At 62.6% G+C, this 18704-nt stretch carries 19 protein-coding genes; 5 read left to right on the forward strand and 14 right to left on the reverse strand.

Going from position 1 to position 18704, the window contains the following annotated elements:
* Positions 1–108: 108 nt before the first annotated feature.
* The gene (locus ACZ2GY_RS11755) at positions 109–1875 is read right to left on the reverse strand and encodes an ABC transporter family substrate-binding protein (RefSeq protein WP_471671951.1); all 1767 of its coding nucleotides are present in this window, start codon (positions 1873–1875) and stop codon (positions 109–111) included.
* Positions 1876–2166: 291 nt separating this feature from the next.
* On the opposite strand from ACZ2GY_RS11755, the gene arfB reads away from it, so the two are divergent.
* Entirely contained in the window at positions 2167–2607 is a 441-nt protein-coding gene (gene arfB / locus ACZ2GY_RS11760) for an alternative ribosome rescue aminoacyl-tRNA hydrolase ArfB (protein WP_277357664.1), read from the forward strand.
* Between the two features lie 21 nt (positions 2608–2628).
* On the opposite strand, the gene ACZ2GY_RS11765 is transcribed toward arfB, so the two are convergent.
* On the reverse strand, positions 2629–3000 hold the full coding sequence (locus ACZ2GY_RS11765; protein WP_277357665.1) for a hypothetical protein: 372 nt from the start codon (positions 2998–3000) through the stop codon (positions 2629–2631).
* 101 nt (positions 3001–3101) lie between these two features.
* Positions 3102–4187, reverse strand: coding sequence for a redox-regulated ATPase YchF (gene ychF, locus ACZ2GY_RS11770; RefSeq protein WP_277357666.1), 1086 nt, complete (start codon positions 4185–4187; stop codon positions 3102–3104).
* A 98-nt stretch (positions 4188–4285) separates the two neighbouring features.
* Here ychF and ACZ2GY_RS11775 point away from each other — a divergent pair, with 98 nt between their 5' ends.
* Positions 4286–5542 (forward strand): DNA recombination protein RmuC, encoded by a 1257-nt coding sequence (locus tag ACZ2GY_RS11775; RefSeq protein WP_471671952.1) that lies wholly within the window; start codon positions 4286–4288, stop codon positions 5540–5542.
* A gap of 22 nt (positions 5543–5564) precedes the next feature.
* Here the strand turns inward: ACZ2GY_RS11775 and ACZ2GY_RS11780 are convergent, their stop codons facing one another.
* Together ACZ2GY_RS11780 and ACZ2GY_RS11785 are read right to left on the reverse strand one after the other, a co-directional pair.
* Complete coding sequence (locus tag ACZ2GY_RS11780; RefSeq protein WP_277357667.1) at positions 5565–6650, reverse strand: 4-hydroxy-3-methylbut-2-enyl diphosphate reductase; 1086 nt, start codon at positions 6648–6650, stop codon at positions 5565–5567.
* Positions 6651–6751: 101 nt separating this feature from the next.
* The gene (locus ACZ2GY_RS11785; RefSeq protein WP_471671953.1) at positions 6752–7594 is read right to left on the reverse strand and encodes a hypothetical protein; all 843 of its coding nucleotides are present in this window, start codon (positions 7592–7594) and stop codon (positions 6752–6754) included.
* A 256-nt stretch (positions 7595–7850) separates the two neighbouring features.
* Here ACZ2GY_RS11785 and xseA point away from each other — a divergent pair, with 256 nt between their 5' ends.
* A complete protein-coding gene (gene xseA, locus ACZ2GY_RS11790; protein WP_277357669.1) occupies positions 7851–9179 on the forward strand; it encodes an exodeoxyribonuclease VII large subunit in 1329 nt (442 codons plus the stop codon).
* Positions 9176–9430: an exodeoxyribonuclease VII small subunit gene (locus ACZ2GY_RS11795; RefSeq protein ID WP_346027137.1), complete on the forward strand. Its 255-nt coding sequence runs from the start codon at positions 9176–9178 to the stop codon at positions 9428–9430. The genes xseA and ACZ2GY_RS11795 overlap by 4 nt, the downstream gene beginning before the upstream one ends.
* Here ACZ2GY_RS11795 and ACZ2GY_RS11800 read toward each other — a convergent pair whose 3' ends face one another.
* From ACZ2GY_RS11800 to ACZ2GY_RS11840, 9 genes are all read right to left on the reverse strand, one after another.
* The gene (locus tag ACZ2GY_RS11800; protein WP_277357670.1) at positions 9431–10285 is read right to left on the reverse strand and encodes a polyphosphate kinase 2 family protein; all 855 of its coding nucleotides are present in this window, start codon (positions 10283–10285) and stop codon (positions 9431–9433) included.
* A gap of 38 nt (positions 10286–10323) precedes the next feature.
* Complete coding sequence (locus ACZ2GY_RS11805) at positions 10324–11541, reverse strand: pyridoxal phosphate-dependent aminotransferase (protein WP_346027138.1); 1218 nt, start codon at positions 11539–11541, stop codon at positions 10324–10326.
* A 78-nt stretch (positions 11542–11619) separates the two neighbouring features.
* Entirely contained in the window at positions 11620–12591 is a 972-nt protein-coding gene (locus ACZ2GY_RS11810) for an ABC transporter substrate-binding protein (protein ID WP_277357672.1), read from the reverse strand.
* A complete protein-coding gene (locus ACZ2GY_RS11815; RefSeq protein ID WP_277357673.1) occupies positions 12588–13337 on the reverse strand; it encodes an ABC transporter permease in 750 nt (249 codons plus the stop codon). Before ACZ2GY_RS11815 ends, ACZ2GY_RS11810 begins: the two co-directional genes overlap by 4 nt.
* Positions 13337–14050, reverse strand: coding sequence for an ABC transporter permease (locus tag ACZ2GY_RS11820; RefSeq protein WP_277357674.1), 714 nt, complete (start codon positions 14048–14050; stop codon positions 13337–13339). The genes ACZ2GY_RS11815 and ACZ2GY_RS11820 overlap by 1 nt, the downstream gene beginning before the upstream one ends.
* Position 14051: 1 nt before the next feature.
* Positions 14052–15170, reverse strand: coding sequence for an ABC transporter ATP-binding protein (locus ACZ2GY_RS11825; protein ID WP_277357693.1), 1119 nt, complete (start codon positions 15168–15170; stop codon positions 14052–14054).
* 283 nt (positions 15171–15453) lie between these two features.
* Positions 15454–16539: a ribosome small subunit-dependent GTPase A gene (gene rsgA, locus ACZ2GY_RS11830; protein ID WP_346027141.1), complete on the reverse strand. Its 1086-nt coding sequence runs from the start codon at positions 16537–16539 to the stop codon at positions 15454–15456.
* 200 nt (positions 16540–16739) lie between these two features.
* Positions 16740–17189, reverse strand: coding sequence for an NUDIX hydrolase (locus ACZ2GY_RS11835; RefSeq protein ID WP_056544268.1), 450 nt, complete (start codon positions 17187–17189; stop codon positions 16740–16742).
* Positions 17190–17216: 27 nt separating this feature from the next.
* Positions 17217–18122 carry an N-acetylglucosamine kinase gene (locus tag ACZ2GY_RS11840; protein ID WP_471671954.1) on the reverse strand — a complete coding sequence of 302 codons (906 nt, stop codon included), beginning with the start codon at positions 18120–18122 and terminating at the stop codon, positions 17217–17219.
* Positions 18123–18212: 90 nt separating this feature from the next.
* On the opposite strand from ACZ2GY_RS11840, the gene ACZ2GY_RS11845 reads away from it, so the two are divergent.
* Positions 18213–18701 carry an Lrp/AsnC family transcriptional regulator gene (locus tag ACZ2GY_RS11845; RefSeq protein ID WP_471671955.1) on the forward strand — a complete coding sequence of 163 codons (489 nt, stop codon included), beginning with the start codon at positions 18213–18215 and terminating at the stop codon, positions 18699–18701.
* The last annotated feature ends 3 nt before the right edge of the window (positions 18702–18704 follow it).

Consider the following 18704-nt stretch of genomic DNA (forward strand, 5'->3'; position numbering starts at 1 on the left):
GCACTTGCCAATCACTGCAGAAGTGCCTGAGCACCCGAAAGCGCTGGGGCCAGTAGTGCGACCCCAGCGCTTTCGATTAGCTAGTGAACGTGGGCGGTGCGGAGCTGTTTAGGCTACCGACCACTCCCAGAAGTTCCACCAAACTCCAACCAGACCCGGGTTGAAGGTCAGACCCTGTACGGCCTCATCCGCGGCGTTGATGCCGATGGACTGGAACAGGGGCAGACCATAGCCGGTCTCGAAGAGACGGGTATCAACGACGATCTGGAGTTCCTGCTGCTCTGCCGGATCGATGGTGACAATCAGCTCATCCATGGCGGCCTGTGCTTCTTCATCGCAGAAGCCGTTGAAGTTCGAGGCGGAGTCACAGCCGTACAGCTGGGGCACACCGTTCACTCCAACGCCAGGGCTGACCCAGCCGAAGATGGTTGCGTCATAGGTTCCGCCGCCGAGGGCTGATCCCCATTCGTTGCCGGGAAGCCCGCCGTCAACCACGGTGAAGCCAGCCTGCTCGGCGCTCTCCGCGATCAGTGTGTAGGCGTCAACACGGTTCGGGTTGTCAGCGTTGTACATGATGCGAACCTCAGGGGTTGCACCTGCCAGCAGTTCCTTGGCCATGTCGATGTCGGGCTCAGCGAACTCCTGCGATCCGTTGACCGGTACAGCGGCGTCGTAGCCTTCCGTTCCGATGTCGAAGATCTGGGAGTTGCGGGGCTCAGCTTCGGGATCCAGCGGGCCGATGACCGACTCGACGATGGAATCACGAGGGATGGTGTACATGAACGCACGGCGAACATTCTCATCCTCGAACACGCCGGAGTAGTTCAGGTCGATGTGGTCGAAGGAAAGCTCTTCGCCCTCAAGGATCTGGATTCCGTCGATTGCCTCGAGGGAGGCAAGGGTGTCAGCGGAGGCCTGCGGCTGAACAATGTCAACCTCGCCGTTCTGAAGAGCCTGGACCTGGGCGTTGGCATCACCGATGTAGCGGATGGTGATTTCATCCAGTGCGGGCTCGGGGCCCCAGGCGTAGTCCTCGTTGCGGACCAGCGTCATGGACTGGTCAGGAGTCATGTCCTGAACGATGTATGGACCGTTCGACAGGTAGAGTGCCGGATCAGACGGCAGCGTGGTGGTGTCGAATGCTGTGTTCCAGTACTCAGCTACCGCCTGCAGCTCGGGACGATCCTCAGGGCTCTCAGGATCTCCTGCGGGAGCGGTCTGAATCAGTTCGACCAGGGCGTCCTCATCAGCCAGTTTGCCACCGGTGGCAACAACGTGCGCCGGGGTGTCGAGGATGCCGAACGCAATTTCGTAATCAGCGTACGGCTCGGTGTATTCGAGCGTCATGGTTCGACCGTCTTCGCTGATTTCAGGAAGACCAGTCAGTCCGAGTCCGTCGGTGGCACCGGCGTAGGCGAAGTAGGTGGTTCCGGTTTCAGCCTCCGGGTTTTCATCATCGAAATAACCCGACTGTACGGCCCAGGACAGCAGAAGGTCGCCGGCATCGACGGGCTCGCCATCTGACCAGGCAACACCTTCATTGATCGTGTACTCAACGGTGAGCGGATCCTCAGACGTCACCTCATAGGTGCCGAATTCTTCGTTGCGGATGACCTCGAGCGCGTCATTCACGTAGTAGAAGTCCTGATGCGTCAGGTAGCTGACCTTGCCGTTGATGTCGACGTTGCCAGTGGCGCTGTCAGAGTTGAACGAAGTGAAAGGGTTGACCTCGGCAACGGTTACGGCGCCGCCTGATGCTTCGCCCTCGCCGCCTGTGCCGGGATCTTCGCCGCCGCCGCTTTCGGCGCAGGCGCTCAGTGCAAGTGCAGCTATCGCAGCTACACCTACGGCTTTGGAAGTACGTCCGAAACGCATTCCGCCTCCTTGTTTCATGTTGTGGAAGATGTCCTTCATGGTTTTACAAAGGACTGACACGCACTTTGATTCAAAGTGGCGTGCCTCACATGCAGAAAGCCTAAGGGGTATTTATTACTGCTTGGTATCAAAAGCAAAGCGTGTTGATGGTTGTTACCGAGATGCAACCAAATTTTCCCATCAGGGCACGGCATGGCAACGGTACGGCTCCAGTTGCAGCCCGGCACAGTCATCGACCGATACCATGCGCAGCCTGGGCTGAACTCTTCCGAATACGGCAGACTTGCAGGTGTGGATAGCCTGCACGTACTCCCGGGTCCCGGCGCGCCTCAGGGCTTCACAGTGCCGGCTGGAGAACTGCTCGAGCAGTTCTCCCATGCGTCTGGACCAGGAGGCCAAGGCGTCAACACTACGGACTCGCGTGTCCAACTCAGTCTCGACCTCGGGACTACGACAGCTCTAACTGAGGTACAACGCGAACTCGCCCTCGCGCGACTGGCCGCCCGGTTGTCGGGCACCGTGCTCACGATCAGCGCTGCTGAGCACCGTTCCCAGCGACGCAATCGGACGGCGGCAAGGAAACGGCTGGCCGAGCTCCTCCGCGAGGCCGTCGCTCCCACGACCATCCGTCGTCCAACCCGACGTACACAAGGGTCACAACGTCGCCGACTGGAAGACAAGCGTGGGCGGTCCGAGATCAAGCAGAATCGGAGGCGCCCACGTCCCGGCTGAATCACTTCCGGGCAAGGGAGGTCAGGGAACAGGCACCGCTACATCGACGATGCCGACGAACCGGCTGCCAATTCCGTCGTACTCGCTGCGAACCAGACCCGGAATTACCGGTGGGATTTCATCGAGGGAATGGTGGGCGCAACAAACGTAAGTGAACGGCGGCCACCACTTCTTGGGCCGCGCGGCTTCCGAGAAACCACAGACCGCGCAGGTCAACTGGACCCAGACAGGTCGATTACTCGTCCGGTTTTCCTTGGACTGAACGAGCCAGACCGGTGGATTGTGCAAAAGCTCGGACAACTCAGCGTCTGAGAGCCGGGCAGGGATTCCGTGACGGTGTGCCATCTCCAACGGAATATCAAGGATCTGAGCTGCCTCACGTCGCGTAACCACCAGTTAAGGATATGGGACGCGGGATGTCTCCCGATGCTCGGAAAGGGCCACCGACACAATGGGCGGACCAGTGCCGGTTTCCGGCCCCGGTCCTCCCGACATCAAACGTTGAATCGGAACTCCACCACATCGCCGTCGACCATGATGTATTCCTTGCCTTCGATACGGACCTTGCCGCGAGACTTGGCTTCGGCCATGGAACCGGCCGAGACCAGGTCATTGAAGGAAACCACCTCGGCCTTGATGAATCCGCGCTGGAAGTCTGAGTGGATGACTCCGGCCGCCTCCGGGGCAGTGGCGCCCTTGCGGATGGTCCAGGCACGCGCTTCCTTCGGACCGGCCGTGAGGTAGGTCTGCAGCCCGAGGGTATGGAAACCAACGCGGGCAAGCTGGTCCAGTCCGGACTCTTCCTGTCCGTTCATCTCCAGCATTTCACGCGCTTCCTCCGGATCCAGCTCGACCAGATCGGCTTCGAGCTTGGCGTCGAGGAAAATGCAGTCAGCGGGTTCGACCAGGGCGCGCAGCTCGTTCTGACGCTCAGTGCTGCCGAGAACGGCGTCATCGGCATTGAACACGTAGATGAACGGTTTGGCCGTGAGCAGGCTGAGCTCCCGCAGATGCTCCATCTCGAGCTTGTCGCTTGCGACCGAAGCGAAGATCGTATCCCCGCGTTCGAGGACACCCTGCGCCGCCTGCATTGCAGTCAGCTGCGCAGCCTCGCGCTTCTTGATCTTCACTTCCTTCTCAACGCGCGGGATTGCCTTCTCCAGCGTCTGAAGATCCGCGAGGATGAGTTCGGTGTTGATGGTCTCCATGTCGGACACCGGGTTCACGGCGCCGTCCACATGCACCACGTCCGGGTCGTCGAAGACACGCACTACCTGCGCAATGGCTTCAGCTTCGCGGATGTTTGCGAGGAACTGGTTACCGAGGCCTTCACCTTCCGAGGCTCCCTTGACGATGCCTGCGATGTCCACGAAGGACACCGTTGCGGGCAGCACGCGCTGAGAGCTGAACAGTTCGGCCAGCTTTCCCAGGCGCGGGTCAGGAAGACTGACAACTCCGACGTTCGGCTCGATCGTTGCGAACGGATAGTTCGCGGCCAGGACGTTGTTCCTGGTGAGAGCGTTGAAGAGGGTTGATTTGCCGACGTTGGGCAGTCCGACGATGCCAATAGTAAGAGCCACGGGAAAACAGTCTACCGGCGTGGACGCCGCGTCGGCACGGCCGCCCGGCGGAGCCGTCCTTTCCCGGAATTGTCGGAGGCACCTGCCATGGTGGAGAAATGGATGGAAACACTCTTCTTCTCGTAGTTCTCACGGCGGTGCTGGCGCTGGTCGTCGGTGCGGGTATCGCCGTCGTGCTTCTGCGCCCGGTCCTCGCGGGGCTGCGCAATGACATGGACGACGCCGGCACCCGCCTTGGCACGGCGGTGTCTGCCCGTGCCGCGGCAGAAGCGGAGAACCGGATCCTGCTCGCACAGAACCGGCAGCTTCTCGAACAGTCCGGTCAGGACCAGTCGGTTCTGCGTGCCATTGCACCGCTGGCGGACAAGCTCGGTCAAGTGCAGGCGCACGTGGGTCACCTGGAAAGGGAGCGTGCGCATCAGTTCGGTCAGCTCGCGCAGCAGCTGCAGGAGGCACAGCTATCGGATTCGAAGCTGTTGTCCACGACCCACTCGCTGGCTTCCGCGCTCCGCAGCACCACCGCGCGCGGGCATTGGGGTGAAGTGCAGCTGAGGCGGATTGTGGAAGCCGCAGGCATGCTCGCCCGTGTGGATTTCTCCGAGCAGGCCACCCTCACCATCGCGTCCCGGGAGGGATCCTCCAACCTTGTCCGTCCCGACATGGTCATCCAGTTGCCGGGGAACAAGCAGATCGTCGTCGATTCAAAGGTCCCGCTGGACGCTTATCTGGAAGCCCAAGGACAGCCGGGCGGAGAGGACCAAGAGCGCAATGGTGCGGAGGAATCGCGCCGCAGCGAACTCCTGACCCAGCACGTCAAGGCGGTTCGCTCACACGTGGATACGCTGGCGCGGAAAAAGTACTGGGAGGGGACCGACAATTCCCCCGATCTGGTGGTGTGCTTTATTCCGCTCGAGTCGGTGCTGTCGAGCGCACTCCAAACGGACCCGGCGTTGCTGGACTACGCCTTCGCGCGGAATGTGGTGCTGGCCTCCCCCGTGACGCTGCTCGCGATTCTGAAGGGGGTCGCGTTCAGCTGGCGTCAGGATGTCCTCACGGAAAATGCCAAGGAGTTGTATGACCTCTCACGGGAACTGTATGAACGGCTGGGCACCATGGGTTCACACATCACCCGTCTGGGCAGTTCGCTCAAGAGCTCGGTCGAGAAGTACAACTCGTTTGTCGGCACACTGGAATCCCGGGTGCTTCCCACCGCGCGCCGGATCAACGCATTTGAGACGGACGCGAGCGCCTCAGAGCTGACCACCAAGCCGGTGGAGACCACACCCCGGCTGTTGAGCGCGCAGGAACTCATCGATACAGAATCGGAGGACGAGCCCGCAGAGCGAACGGCGTAACTTACGGCTTGCTGGAGAGACGTCAGGAAGTGGGTCGCTGTCCCCGGCCGCCGAGCCCGCTCGAGGGATCTCCCATGGCCTTCAGCGCTGCGCGTATTTCCTTCGGCAGCGAGAAGATGATGTCCTCTTCTGCAGTAACCACTTCTTCGACGTCCGCGTAACCATAATCGGCGAGCAGCCGCAGGACGTCCTGCACCAGATTCTCGGGCACGGAAGCGCCAGAGGTGACTCCGACCGTGGACACTCCTTCAAACCAGGACTCATCCACTTCATTGGCGAAGTCAACGCGGTGTGAAGCCTTCGCTCCGTACTCAAGCGCTACCTCTACCAACCGCACGGAGTTGGAGGAGTTTGCGGAGCCCACCACAATGACGAGATCCGCATCCGGCGCAATCTTCTTGATTGCCGCCTGCCGGTTCGACGTGGCGTAACAGATGTCATCGCTCGGAGGATCCTGCAGCGTAGGAATCCGCTTCTTCAGCAACGCCACTGTCTCCATGGTCTCGTCGACGCTGAGCGTGGTCTGCGAGAGCCAGATCACCTTGCTGGGGTCGCGCACCGTTACGCTGTCCACGTCTTCAGGTCCGTTAACGATCTGGATATGTTCAGGGGCTTCGCCGGCGGTTCCCTCCACCTCTTCATGGCCATCGTGACCGATCAGAAGGATGTCGAAGTCATCCCGCGCGAAACGCACTGCCTCGCGGTGTACCTTGGTCACCAACGGACAGGTGGCGTCGATGGTCCGGAGGTTGCGCTCTTCTGCTGACCGGATCACCGCGGGCGAGACTCCGTGTGCAGAAAACACCACGAGCGCTCCTTCCGGAACCTCGTCGTTCTCCTCAACGAAGATGGCGCCCTTCTCCTCCAGCGTGGACACCACGTGAAGGTTATGGACGATCTGCTTCCGCACATACACCGGCGGCCCGTAGTGTGCCAGTGCCTTCTCTACTGCGATGACGGCGCGGTCAACGCCCGCGCAGTATCCGCGGGGCGCAGCCAGGAGTACCTTGCGTTGGCCGGCAACCGGTGCAGCGGCGTGGACTTCTTCCGGCGAGCGCCGGTTCCGGGGCACCATGGGCATGGGTACCGATACAGCTGTGGAGGACATACCTCCATGCTAACGGCCCGCACATCTCCGCCCGGCGGGGCATGGGTGCTGTCCGCTCAGAGCCGAGCGCTTCAGTGAGCAGAAAAGTAGGAGGTGCGGTGCTAGCGGCGGGACCCACTGAGCAGCCGACCCACGACGCCCGCGACCAGCAGCAGGATCCCCGCTGCCAACGCCGCGAGACACCATTCCTGGAAGCTGGATGCTGCGCGCTCGGCAAGCGCGGCCTTGAAGACGTCGGCCACTGCACTTTCATCCCCAACCTGGTTCGCCAGGCCGGGCACCAAACCGGAGGCGATCCACAGCACCCCACCAGTGAGCAGGATTCCGAGTCCGAGGAGAGCGAGCGTTGTGCTTCGACGACGAGCCAGTACAAGGGCGAGAACGGCTCCCACGCCGGCCGCGATCGCAAGTGCCGGCCACAGATCGGCGGCAGTTTCTGCCCTCTCCACGAGATCAAACGGGTCTGTGCCACCGATATTTACCAGAGTTCGCTCGGGTTCCGGTACATCGACTCCGAATTGACCGCCAAGTTCGGCAGTCACCAGGCCTACGAGCGGTGCAACGTCGAGGGTGAACGCCGCGGGACCACCGGAGTCACCATCTAATTGCTCCTGCCCTCCGAAAGTCAGGCCATGTGAGCGCCGCAGGGTGTCCTGCCAGGCCCGATCGAAGTCGGGCAACTGTGCAATGCCCTGCGCGACGTCCCGCACCACCGGCTCCACCGCGTTCGCCACTCCCGGAGGCAGCTCGACACTGGCTGTTGCTTCCTCCGCAAGCGCGCCTGCGAGCGTACCCGTGAATTCTGCATCGTCAGCAAGAGGCGCGGTCAGCTGGACGAAGCCGTCTTCGGCCACCACATTGGAAGCGAGCCAGGCACTGGGCAGGGCCACCACACCAAGCACCAGTGCAAACAGGACAAAGAAGGCCGATCCGGCTGTTCTCATCAGCTCCCGTTCCCTTGATTGACGATCCTACGATTATGCCTGCGCCCGCGGGGGCCGTTGTTGCGGCGGCACCGGCCGGCGGAAACTGTCCTCCTGCACATTGCGGTCCGGGTTCAACCGTTGTCAGGAGCACCTGATAAACATTAACCAGCGGCACGGCACCAGCTCGTCCGTTCCGTGTGACGCGAGGGTGGCAGGTGACGAGTGCCGGACAGGCTGATAGGGCGGGTCTTGTATTGGAAGGATGCGGTATTTGATGAACCACGACGGCGCGCCGGTAGGCACCGTGGTCACAGCTGACTCCTCCGTGTCCACGGATCCGACAACCCTTCCCGAGACGGCGGGGGAAACCTCGGCTGATCAGCCCTGGCCGCTCCATGTGCTCTCCGAGAAGCTGAAAGCCCATATCGAGCGCGCCCCCGCCGCCTGGGTTGAAGGGCAGGTTATTGAACTCAACAAGCGCGGTTCCATGTGCTTTGTCACCCTCCGTGATGTTGATGCTGAAATCTCGCTGTCGCTCACGGTCTGGGGCACAGTTCTGGATCGGCTCACCATGCCCCTGGAGCGTGGCTCCCGGGTGGTAGCCAGACTCAAAGCGGACTTCTGGGTGAAGACAGGGCGCCTGTCAATGCAGGCGTGGGACATTCGCCCGGTCGGTCTGGGTGACCTGCTTGCGCGAATAGAGCGGCTACGCCAGGCTCTTTCGGCCGAAGGACTTTTCGCGTCGCATCGGAAACGTGCGCTCCCGGCGCTCCCCCACCGGATCGGCCTCATCACGGGACGCGATTCCGATGCGGAGAAAGACGTGCTGAAGAATGCCCGCCTGCGCTGGCCTGCAGTCGAGTTTGAGATACGCGAGGTTGCTGTGCAGGGCGTCAACGCCGTCTCGCAGATTCGTTCGGCGTTGCTGGAACTCGACCACATGCCGGAGGTCGATGTCATCATCATTGCCCGCGGCGGCGGCTCGCTGGAGGATCTTCTGGCCTTCAGCAATGAGGATCTGGTCCGGGCGGTCTCAGCGGCCACCACGCCGATTGTCAGCGCGATCGGTCATGAGGCTGATCATCCGCTCCTGGATGACGTGGCGGACCTTCGGGCCTCAACGCCAACGGATGCGGCAAAGCGCGTTGTCCCCGACGTCAGCGAGGAGTTGCAGCGCATCCGGCAGGCACGGGCGCAGCTTTCACGCTGCGTGGACCAACTGATGTCCCGCGAGACTGAGCGGCTGGCACATCTGCGCTCCCGCCCTGTGCTGGCCCAACCGTCCGGAATGGTGAGCGTCCGCCATGATGACCTGGTACGGCTGCGTGACCGCAGCACCATGGCAATTGAAGGTGCAGTAGCACGAGAAGCAGACCGGGTTTCCCACCTTCGCGCCCACGTGAGGTCCCTCTCTCCGCAGAACACCCTGGACCGGGGCTATGCAGTGGTGCAGAACGAGGAGGGCGATGTAGTCCGGACCCCCGATCAGGCACCATTGGATTCCCTGCTCGCCATCAGGGTGGCGGGTGGACGAATCAGCGCCCGTTCCGAAACTTCGAAGAAGCCCATCATCGAATCTCCCACCAGCGAGGACCAGAAATGACCGAATCTCCGGCGAAGGTGACAGAAGCAGCAACCGATGTTTCCCAGCTGAGCTATGAAGAAGCCCGTGAGCAGCTGGTGAAGGTGGTCAGCCAGCTCGAGGCAGGCGGAGTGAGCCTGGAACAGTCCCTTGCGTTGTGGGAACGGGGCGAAGCCCTCGCAGACCATTGCGAACGATGGCTGGAGGGCGCACGCAAACGGCTCGCGGCGGCACGCGACCAGACCGATGCACCGGGCGCATCCGAAAGCTGATCAGGTAGCGGCGAGCTTCGCTTTCTCTGCGGCAACGTCAAAAGTCGCTTTCGGCCAACTGAGCTGCATTCCGGCAAGCACGTCAGTCAGCAACTGCTGGACCGCTATCCGGGCATACCACTTCCGGTCAGCCGGCACTACAAACCAGGGCGCATCCGGAGTGCTCGTCCGTTCGATGGCAACCTGGTACGCGTGCTGGTATTCATCCCAGAGCGCCCGCTCGTCCAGATCCCCCGGGTTGTACTTCCAATGTTTGTCCTTACGCTCTAGCCGCTCCGCCAGACGTTCCTTCTGCTCTTCCTTGCTCAGGTGCAGCATCACTTTTACGACGCGCGTTCCGGAATCCACCAGGCCCGCCTCAAAATCCCGGATCTCGTCATACCGCGCCTCAATCACCTCCGGCGTTGCCAGCTGGCGCACCCGATGAATCAGGACATCCTCATAGTGTGACCGGTCGAAAACGCCGATCATTCCCGGACCGGGAAGCTCCTTCCGGATCCGCCACAGGAAGTCATGCTTCTTCTCAGTGGGCGTCGGTGCCTTGAAGGCATGATGCTCCACACCCTGCGGGTCCACTGCCCCCACCACATGCCGGACAATGCCGCCCTTGCCCGCCGTGTCCATGGCTTGCAGAATCAGCAGGACGGAGATCGAACTGCCGAACCGGCTCTCCGCGAACAGCTTCTCCTGCAGTTCGGACAAGCCCTTCTTGCCCGCTTCGAGACGCGCCTTCCCCTCCTGCTTGTTGCCGTCGAAACCCGGTGTCGAGTGCGGGTCTATCCGTGCGAGATCCACATCCGGTCCCGCAAGCAGCGCCTGCGTGGGCGAAACGCTGAAATCGGGTACTACGTGCATGGAACCTCCTCGTTGAGGCGCCCGCCGGGGCGCACGGATCAGGGCTTGTACGTACTCAGGAACTCCGCCAGACGACCGATCGCGTCTTCGATGTCTTCGACGCTCGGCAGGGTGACCATACGGAAATGATCCGGGTTGATCCAGTTGAACGCGGTCCCATGCGAGATCAGGATCTTCTGCTGCTTCAGCAGGTCCAGCGCAAATTGCTCGTCGCTCTTTATGGGGTAGACCTCGGGATCAAGCCGCGGGAACAGATACAGCGCACCCTGTGCCAGTTCGCAGGAAACGCCGGGGATTGCATTAAGCAACTCATGCGCCTTGTCACGCTGCTGGCGGAGACGGCCGCCCGGAAGGATCAGGTCATTGATGCTCTGGTATCCGCCAAGGGCAGTCTGGATAGCATGCTGAGCAGGCACGTTAGCGCACAGGCGCATATTAGCGAGCAGGTTGATGCCCTCGATGTAATCGGCAGCGCGATGCTTGGGCCCCGAGATGGCCATCCAGCCGCTTCGGAACCCGGCGATGCGGTAGGCCTTGGACAGGCCGCTGAAGGTCAGGCACAGGACGTCGTCGCCGGTGACTGAGGCAGCGTTCACGTGCACGGCGTCGTCGTACAGGATCTTCTCGTAGATCTCGTCGGCAAAGATGATGAGGTCATGGCGCCGGGCGAGATCCACGATCTGCTTGATCACTGAGCGCGGGTAGACAGCGCCCGTGGGATTGTTCGGGTTGATCAGAACGATCCCCCGGGTCTGCGGGGTGATCTTGGACTCGATGTCCTCGACGTCCGGCCACCAGGAGTTGCTCTCATCGCAGAGGTAGTGAACCGCTGTTCCGCCCGCCAGGCTGACCGAAGCGGTCCACAGTGGATAGTCCGGCGTTGGCACCAGGACTTCCTCGCCGTTGTTCAACAGGGCCTGCAGCGAGAGCGTGATGAGTTCGCTGACGCCGTTGCCCAGATAGACGTCATCCACGTCGATATTCTGGATCCCGCGGCCCTGGTAGTACTGAACCACTGCCGTTCGGGCGGAGAAAATTCCTCGGGAATCGCTGTAGCCCTGCGCATTGGGCAGGTGGCGGATCATGTCGACGAGGATCGCGTCCGGCGCTTCGAACCCAAAGGGCGCGGGATTGCCGATGTTCAGCTTGAGGATGCGGTGGCCTTCCGCCTCCATGTACTTGGCGTGCTCAAGCAGTGGCCCCCTAATGTCGTAGAGGACGTTGTGCAGCTTGTTGGATTGCTTGAAATCGGCCATCAACCCAGAATGCCATAGCCCGGGCCTGCCCCACCGCATTGTGATGAATGCGACTGGGGCATGCCCGGGCGAACGGCGTTACTCGCCGGCCAGACCCTTTTCCTCGAGCCAGTCAGCGGCGGCATCTGCGGGATTGCGCTTTTCGTCGCCGCTCACCTCGCGGTTGAGGTTGATCAGGTCCTCCGTGGTGAGCATGCTGGAGACCTCGTTCAGCACCTCCCGTGCTTCTTCGCCAACCGTATCCAGGTTCACCAGCGGGAGCACCTGCTGGGCGATGAAGTTGTTGGCCGGGTCTTCCAGCACCACAAGATCATTGTCGGCGATCGACGGTGTCGTGGTGTAGATGTCGGCAACCTGGATGGTGTCATTCAGCAGCGCTTCCAGCGTCACTGCGCCGCCGCCGTCGTTGATGGGTTCAAAGGACTTCGGCACACAACCGTAGTTCTCTTCCAGGCCGGGCAGGCCGTAAGCACGTTCAGAGAAGGTGCTCGGCGCGCCGATCACCAACTGGTCACAGACTTCGGCCATGTCCTCGATCGACGTCAGACCGTATTCCTCAGCCGTTGCAGAGGTGACCACCATGGCGTCCTTGTTCTGGGCTTCAGAAGGCTCCAGGACCCCGAGGTTGACATCGGGCGACTCCGCTTCCAGCGCTTCGGGCAGCGCGCTGATGATGTCCTCTGCCGACTCCGCGGTTGCTTCCGAATCCAGGAAGAGGAGCAGGTTTCCGCTGTAGTCGGGGATGATGTCAACTGATCCGTCGACGAGCGCCTGGTAGTAGATCTCACGCGATCCGATGTTGAGCTGGGTGTCAGCCTCGATGCCCGCGGCATTGAGCGCACCTGCATAGATCTCGGCAATGATCTGGCTCTCGGGAAAGTCTGCCGAACCGACGGTCAGCGGACCGCTGCTGCCCTCCGCGCCTTCGCTCTCCGTTCCACCCTGCGGGTCTGAGTTGACCCCGCAGGCAGTCATGGCAAGCGCCGCGGTTAGCCCTGCGGTCAACCCGAGCAGACTGCGGCGGAAGCCGCGCGTGGATGTTGTGGTCATGGTGTTCCTCCTTGTGAACTGACGTGGGCTTCCTGCCCACCGGTCTTTGGTGATTCCGCCGGCGTGCGCGATGTGCGCAGGCCCGGCGAGACAGCAAATCGTTGAAGCAGTGCCATCACGCCGTCAACGGCAATGGCGACAACGGCGATCACCACGGCACCGCCGAAGAGGCGCCCGTTGTCCCGCAGCTGGGTGCCTTCGATCAGGAAGACTCCCAGCCCTCCCAGATTGATGAAAGCGACGACGGCGGCCGTCGCCACCACTTGAAGGACGGCTGCGCGGAAGCCACCGAGGATCACCTGGAGCCCGTTGGGAACCTCCACCCGGAACAAGACCTGCGCTTCGTTCATCCCCATGCTTCGGGCGGCGTCCACGACTGCAGGGTTCACCGATGAGATTCCTGCATAGACGCCCGCGAGGATGGGCGGGACGGCGAGGAGCACGAGTGCCCAGATCGGCGGCATCAGTCCAAGGCCTGCCAGCAGCACGAACAGGATGAGAACGCCCAGGGTGGGGAGGGCGCGCAGGATTCCGACGCCGGAAACAATGATGATGCGGCCCTTCCCCGTGTGCCCCACGATCAGGCCGACCGGCACGGCGATTGCAGCGGCAATAAGGATGGTGAGCGCTGTGTACCACAGGTGTTCGATCACCCGGACCGGGATTCCACCGGGTCCGCTCCAGTTCGACCCGAACGTCAGCCACTCGAACATCTGGACCAGCAGGTTACTGCTTGAGTAGTCCATCAGTAGACACCTCCCGCACGTGAGGCATCTGCAGAAAGGTTCGCTTCATTCGTCACGGTCATCGGGTCAGCGGTGACCTTCGTCAGCCGCGCCCAGGGAGTGAGCAGCCGTTCGAGCAACACCAGCATCAGGTCCATGACGAGGGCAAGGACGAGAGTCACGACTATCCCAATCACGATCACAGTCGGGAAGGATCTGAACAACCCGTCGGTGAACAGGGTGCCGAGGCTTGGAATACCGATCAGCGCGCCTACGCTGACCAGCGAAATGTTGGTCACGGAGATCACCCGCAGGCCTGCGAACAGCACTGGAATGGACAACGGCAGGTCCACGGTCAGGAAGCGGCGCAATGGGGTGAAGCCCATTGCGACCGCTGCCTGGCGGACGCCGTCGTCAATGGAATTGAGCGCATCCAACGTTGACCGGACCAGCAGCGCCACCGCATAGATGGTCAGCGCGACGATGACGTTGATCATATCCAGGACCTGCGTTCCGAGTATGAGCGGAAGCAGCACGAACATGGCAAGCGATGGCACCGTGTACAGCAGTGCGGACGTAGTGAGTATCACTCCCCCAAGCGGCTTGCTGAGCCGGGCCGCCTGTGCAACCGGAACCGCAATGATGACACCGAGGACCAGGGGCAGGATGGCCTGCACGAGGTGGTATCCCGTGAGCTCCGCAATATAGGAGAAGTTGTCGATGAACCACTGCATGTCAGACCGCCGTGTTGTGATCGGTACGGCCGCGGTCCAGTCGCGCCTCCTCGATGAGCTCAAGGACCTCGGCCGCTTGGACCACACCGAGGACCCGGCCATCATCGTCGACTGTCACGCCCAGGCCTGACGGCGCGGACAACGCCGCATCAAGAGCGCGGCGAAGCGAATCACCACGGCGGTACAGCGAACCGCCAGGCACCAGGTCCTGCGCCGATCGGACGGTGTCCTGCATCGCCCTCGGCACCCATCCCTGGGGGCGTCCATCGTCGTCGACCGCCAGGGTCCAGGAGGAATCGACGGAGACGCTCGGATCTGCAAGCCGGCTTACCCTCACCGTCTCAATGGGGTGGACCTGCACGCCACCGCCATCCTGGAAAGAAAGGCGGCGGAACCCGCGGTCCCTGCCCACAAATCCGGCCACGAAATCATCCACGGGCGCGCGCAGAATCTCTTCCGGCGCCGCGTACTGGGCCAGCCGGCCACCAGTGGCAAAAACTGCCACCTTGTCACCGAGAATGGTGGCTTCATCGATGTCATGAGTGACAAAAACGATGGTCTTGGCGAGGTCCCGCTGGAGCCGCAGCAGCTCTTCCTGAAGTTCGTGGCGCACCACCGGGTCAACTGCGCTGAAGGGCTCATCCATCAAGAGGACCGGCGGGTCCGCAGCAAGTGCGCGTGCAACGCCGACACGCTGCTGCTGGCCGCCCGACAGTTGGCCGGGGTACCTCTTTCCGAGGGCCGGCGCGAGGCCGACGACGTCGAGCAGCTCAGCTGCCCGCTTCCGTGCAGCTGTCCTGGCCACGCCATTCAACCGCGGCACAGTCATGATGTTGTCCAGCACGGTGCGATGCGGCAACAGCCCGGAAGACTGCATGACGTAGCCCATTGATCGTCGCAGCTCTGATGCGCGCTGCCCGCCGATGTCCTGGCCGTCAACGAGGATGGTCCCGGACGTTGGTTCCACCATCCGGTTGATCATGCGCAGGGACGTGGTTTTGCCGCAGCCCGATGGCCCCACGAGGACCGTGATTGTTCCCCGATCAATGTCCATACTGAGGTTCTCCACAGCGGCCGTGCCACCGCCATAGTTCTTGGACACGTTACGGAACTGGATCATTGCCCTGGGGCTGGAACTGCCCGCGCCGGGGCCCGAAGTCTCGCCGGTCATGAAGCCATACCTTTCATCGACGTCGGGCCCGGCCCGCGGCCGTTCCCTGACGATTCTGCTTACCCGGCAAGCGCGAAAACGCTTGGCAGGGGCATCACCTTGTTGAGTCTAGCTAGGCGTTCGTTGTGCACAAGCGCTTGTATGGCCCGGACGGAAACTTTGTCTCGAATCGTTAACACGGAACCGGTTCCCTGTTAACGGGCGCGGTTGTGAGCCGACAATTCGGGGTGCCTCATCCCTCGCGGAAGCGATTGCGGAAGTCCTTCGCGAGCGCCGCTTCCTTTGCCATGCGGTGGAAGGAACGGCCGTGCCGGCGCTGCTCTGCGACGCTCTGGCGGCGGTGAAGGCCGGCAAGCTCGCGCTGCATCTTCTGGTAGCTCAACCAGCGGCGCTCCTCCAGCTCACCCGTGCCAAGAGCGTTTTGGACGGCGCACCCGGGCTCGGAACCGTGCGCACAGTCCGTGAACCGGCAGTGTCCGAAGAGCTCCTCAATATCACCGAAGACCGCCTCCAGCCCGTCCTCCGCATCCCACAGGGCGAACCCCCGCACGCCCGGAGTGTCCATGAGCACCGAGCCGGCTCCCAGCGGAATGAGCTCCCGCACCGTGGTGGTATGCCGTCCCTTTCCGTCACCCGCACGCACCTCCCCGGTGTCCTGGGCGTGACAACCCACCAGCGCGTTGATCAGTGTCGACTTGCCGGCGCCCGAGGGACCGATCAGCGCCAGGGTGCTTCCCACGCCGATCCTCGAGTGAAGGGCATCAAGGCCGTCCCCGGCCTCGGCGGAGGTCGTGAAGACCTCCACGCCGCGGGCGCGCTCGACGGTCTGGCCCACAACCTCGTCGAACCGGCTGCTCAGATCGGCTTTGGTCAGGATGACAAGGGGCACAGCGCCTGAGTCCCACGCGGCCACGAGGGTCCGTTCAAGCCGGTTGGCCGAGAGCGGACGGTCGATCGGCACCACCACTCCCACCAAATCAACATTGGCCGCGAGGACCTGCGCTTCGGACAGCGGATCGTGCGCTTTCTTGCGCTGCAAAGTTGAGTAGCGCGGCAGGAGGCCGACGACGGCGGGCGGCGCTGCGTCGTCGTCAGAGATTCGTGCCAGCGCCACCCAGTCACCGGTGACCACTGTGCCATCGGTGTCCACGTGCAGCGGTCCGTTGGCGGTGATGAGCAGGACCCGCCCCCTGTCGGCACGGATTGCACGCGCCGGTTCGAGCGCAGGGTGACCTGGTGTTGGAACGGCGGATGGGAAGGTGAAGGAAAAGAGATCGCGGATGCGGTCGGTAAAGCCGTACTCGGAAAGCGTGTTCAAGGAAAGTCCTTCTTCAGGAGCCTTCCACCACGGAAAGAATCAGTGCGATTGCGGGCGGGAGGCGGAGGTTATGACGAGGGCGGTGCGTGCAGCTGTCAGGCAGGATGCAGCAATGGAAACCGTGTTCATAACGTCACCTCCGTCAGCCTCGAGGGCAATCGATCGCGTGTGTGGTCCGCCGGGTAGGAAGCGGAAGAGTTTTATAGTAGCGCCCGGCCCGGGCTTTGGTAAGAGAGCCGGATCGCTGTGTCAACGAGTTCGACGCGTGTCAGATTGGGCACCTCAGCAAGCGGCACCCAGGCCGCTTCATCAGTGGAGCCGTCCAGTTCGTGGACCAGCTCACCGGAAACCGCGTGCGCTCGGTAGACAATCCGCAGCGCGTGCATCGGCCTGCCGGAACCGTTCAGCCTATCCTCCGGCGCAATGTGCAGGCTGTCGACGCCCAGGAGCTCCTCGAGTTCGACGACGTAGCCGGTCTCCTCCAGCACCTCGCGGACGGCGGCGGTTGGCGCATCCTCTCCCAGTTCCAGCCCGCCTCCCGGTAGCGTCCACCCCTGCCTGCCGTGCTCGTTCCAGTGCGCGAGCAGAATCATTCCATCCCGCACGACGACGGCATACGCTCCTACCCGGGTGTCCCATTCCTGCGCCATGAACGCCAGTGTAAACCTGCCCGCCGGCTACAGCGCGCCCGTTCGCAGGAGGTAGTCCACGCCGTGCACCGGGTCCACGCTGAGGAAGCGCACATCTGTGAAGCCGTCTTTCGCGAGCCCGGCCTTGATCAATTCCTGCAGCTTTGGCTGATGCACGGCGAGCCCTCCGCCGATGATGACCGGACTGTGTGCTCCGAGAACCGAGGCCACGTCGGCAACCAGCCCACACAGATAACGTGCGCCGTCGTCGATGATCCTTTGGGCGCCGCTGTCGCCGGCCCCAGCGGCCTTGAACACCAGGTGCGCCTGACCTGCCCAGTAGCGCCTACCCGACGGCCGGTGGAACAGGGCTATGAGTTCTTCGGGTTTCTGCGCGCCGGTGGCCTCAAGAACCGACTCGCCCAGCACCCCCAGCGGTTCTGCGCGGTTGAAGCGGTGGAGCGTTGCGCGCACTGCTTCCCTGCCCACCCAGTAGCCGCTGCCCTCGTCTCCGAGCAGGTACCCCCAGCCGCCTGAGCGCGCCTGCCGACCCGCGCCGTCCAGCCCCCAGGCCACGGACCCCGTGCCCGCGATGACCGCAATTCCGGTGGAGGCTGCGCCGGCGGCAAGGATCAGGCGGGTGTCATGGACAACGTCGATCCGGGCGTTCGGCACCCGCCCGGCGATCAGCTGTCGGAGGGCGCCGGCGTCGTCGTCGGTATCCACGCCGCCCGATCCCGCCACGACGTGACCCACCTGCCCGCCCAAGGCTGTGAAGAGCTCTGCGAGGTTCCGCGCCGCTTCCTCCGCGGTGACGTTCTGGACATTAGCGCTCCCGCTCTTTGCTTCTGCGGCCACAACACCTGCGCTCCAGCGCACCCCGTGGGTCTTGGTACCGCCGATATCGAGACCGACGACGTCGGCAGCTGGGTTTTCGTGCTTGTGCTCTGGCATGAGCACAAGGTTACGCACCCGCCGGTAGGCTGGAGGAATTCCCGCAGACAGGACCACAGGCAGGAACTCAGGCAAGGCAGGAGCACCCGCATGACGAACAGTGGCAAACCGGACGGACTGGATCCGGTGGACCGTCGAATCGTGCAGGAATTGCTCGCTGACGCGCGGATCACCAATGCGCAGCTCGCCGAGAAGGTGGGCGTTGCACCATCCACTGCGCTGCTCCGGACCCGCCAGCTAACGGAGCGCGGAGTCGTCAGCGGCTATCACGCCGAGGTGAATCTGACCGCAATCGGCCGTGCTGTGCAGGCCCTGATCTCCGTGCAGCTCAATGGGCACAACCGCGAGGAAATCGACAGGTTCACCTCCCGCGTGCCCGCACTCCCCGAGGTGGTCGCCACGTACCATGTTTCAGGTGCGGTGGATTACCTCATTCACCTCGCGGTGGCAGACACGGACGCCCTGCGAGACTGGGTACTGGACTACCTCACCACCGATCCGGTGGTAGGACATACGGAGACCACCCTGATCTTCAACCGCATGGAGGGCAACGCGGGCCTGCTGCCCGGAGCGGGCTAGAGG

The organism is Arthrobacter sp. KKT183, assembly GCF_055657625.1.

Bases quoted from the DNA above. Each gene is read 5' to 3' on its own strand.
- ACZ2GY_RS11805 (WP_346027138.1), bottom strand. From the start codon at position 11,541: ATGGCCGATTTCAAGCAATCCAACAAGCTGCACAACGTCCTCTACGAC.
- ACZ2GY_RS11785 (WP_471671953.1), bottom strand. From the start codon at position 7,594: ATGAGAACAGCCGGATCGGCCTTCTTTGTCCTGTTTGCACTGGTGCTT.
- ACZ2GY_RS11845 (WP_471671955.1), top strand. From the start codon at position 18,213: ATGACGAACAGTGGCAAACCGGACGGACTGGATCCGGTGGACCGTCGA.
- ACZ2GY_RS11820 (WP_277357674.1), bottom strand. From the start codon at position 14,050: ATGCAGTGGTTCATCGACAACTTCTCCTATATTGCGGAGCTCACGGGA.
- ACZ2GY_RS11810 (WP_277357672.1), bottom strand. From the start codon at position 12,591: ATGACCACAACATCCACGCGCGGCTTCCGCCGCAGTCTGCTCGGGTTG.
- ACZ2GY_RS11755 (WP_471671951.1), bottom strand. From the start codon at position 1,875: ATGCGTTTCGGACGTACTTCCAAAGCCGTAGGTGTAGCTGCGATAGCT.
- ACZ2GY_RS11835 (WP_056544268.1), bottom strand. From the start codon at position 17,189: ATGGCGCAGGAATGGGACACCCGGGTAGGAGCGTATGCCGTCGTCGTG.
- ACZ2GY_RS11815 (WP_277357673.1), bottom strand. From the start codon at position 13,337: ATGGACTACTCAAGCAGTAACCTGCTGGTCCAGATGTTCGAGTGGCTG.
- ACZ2GY_RS11780 (WP_277357667.1), bottom strand. From the start codon at position 6,650: ATGTCCTCCACAGCTGTATCGGTACCCATGCCCATGGTGCCCCGGAAC.
- ACZ2GY_RS11800 (WP_277357670.1), bottom strand. From the start codon at position 10,285: ATGCACGTAGTACCCGATTTCAGCGTTTCGCCCACGCAGGCGCTGCTT.
- ACZ2GY_RS11795 (WP_346027137.1), top strand. From the start codon at position 9,176: ATGACCGAATCTCCGGCGAAGGTGACAGAAGCAGCAACCGATGTTTCC.
- xseA (WP_277357669.1), top strand. From the start codon at position 7,851: ATGAACCACGACGGCGCGCCGGTAGGCACCGTGGTCACAGCTGACTCC.
- ACZ2GY_RS11840 (WP_471671954.1), bottom strand. From the start codon at position 18,122: ATGCCAGAGCACAAGCACGAAAACCCAGCTGCCGACGTCGTCGGTCTC.
- ACZ2GY_RS11825 (WP_277357693.1), bottom strand. From the start codon at position 15,170: ATGATCCAGTTCCGTAACGTGTCCAAGAACTATGGCGGTGGCACGGCC.
- ACZ2GY_RS11775 (WP_471671952.1), top strand. From the start codon at position 4,286: ATGGATGGAAACACTCTTCTTCTCGTAGTTCTCACGGCGGTGCTGGCG.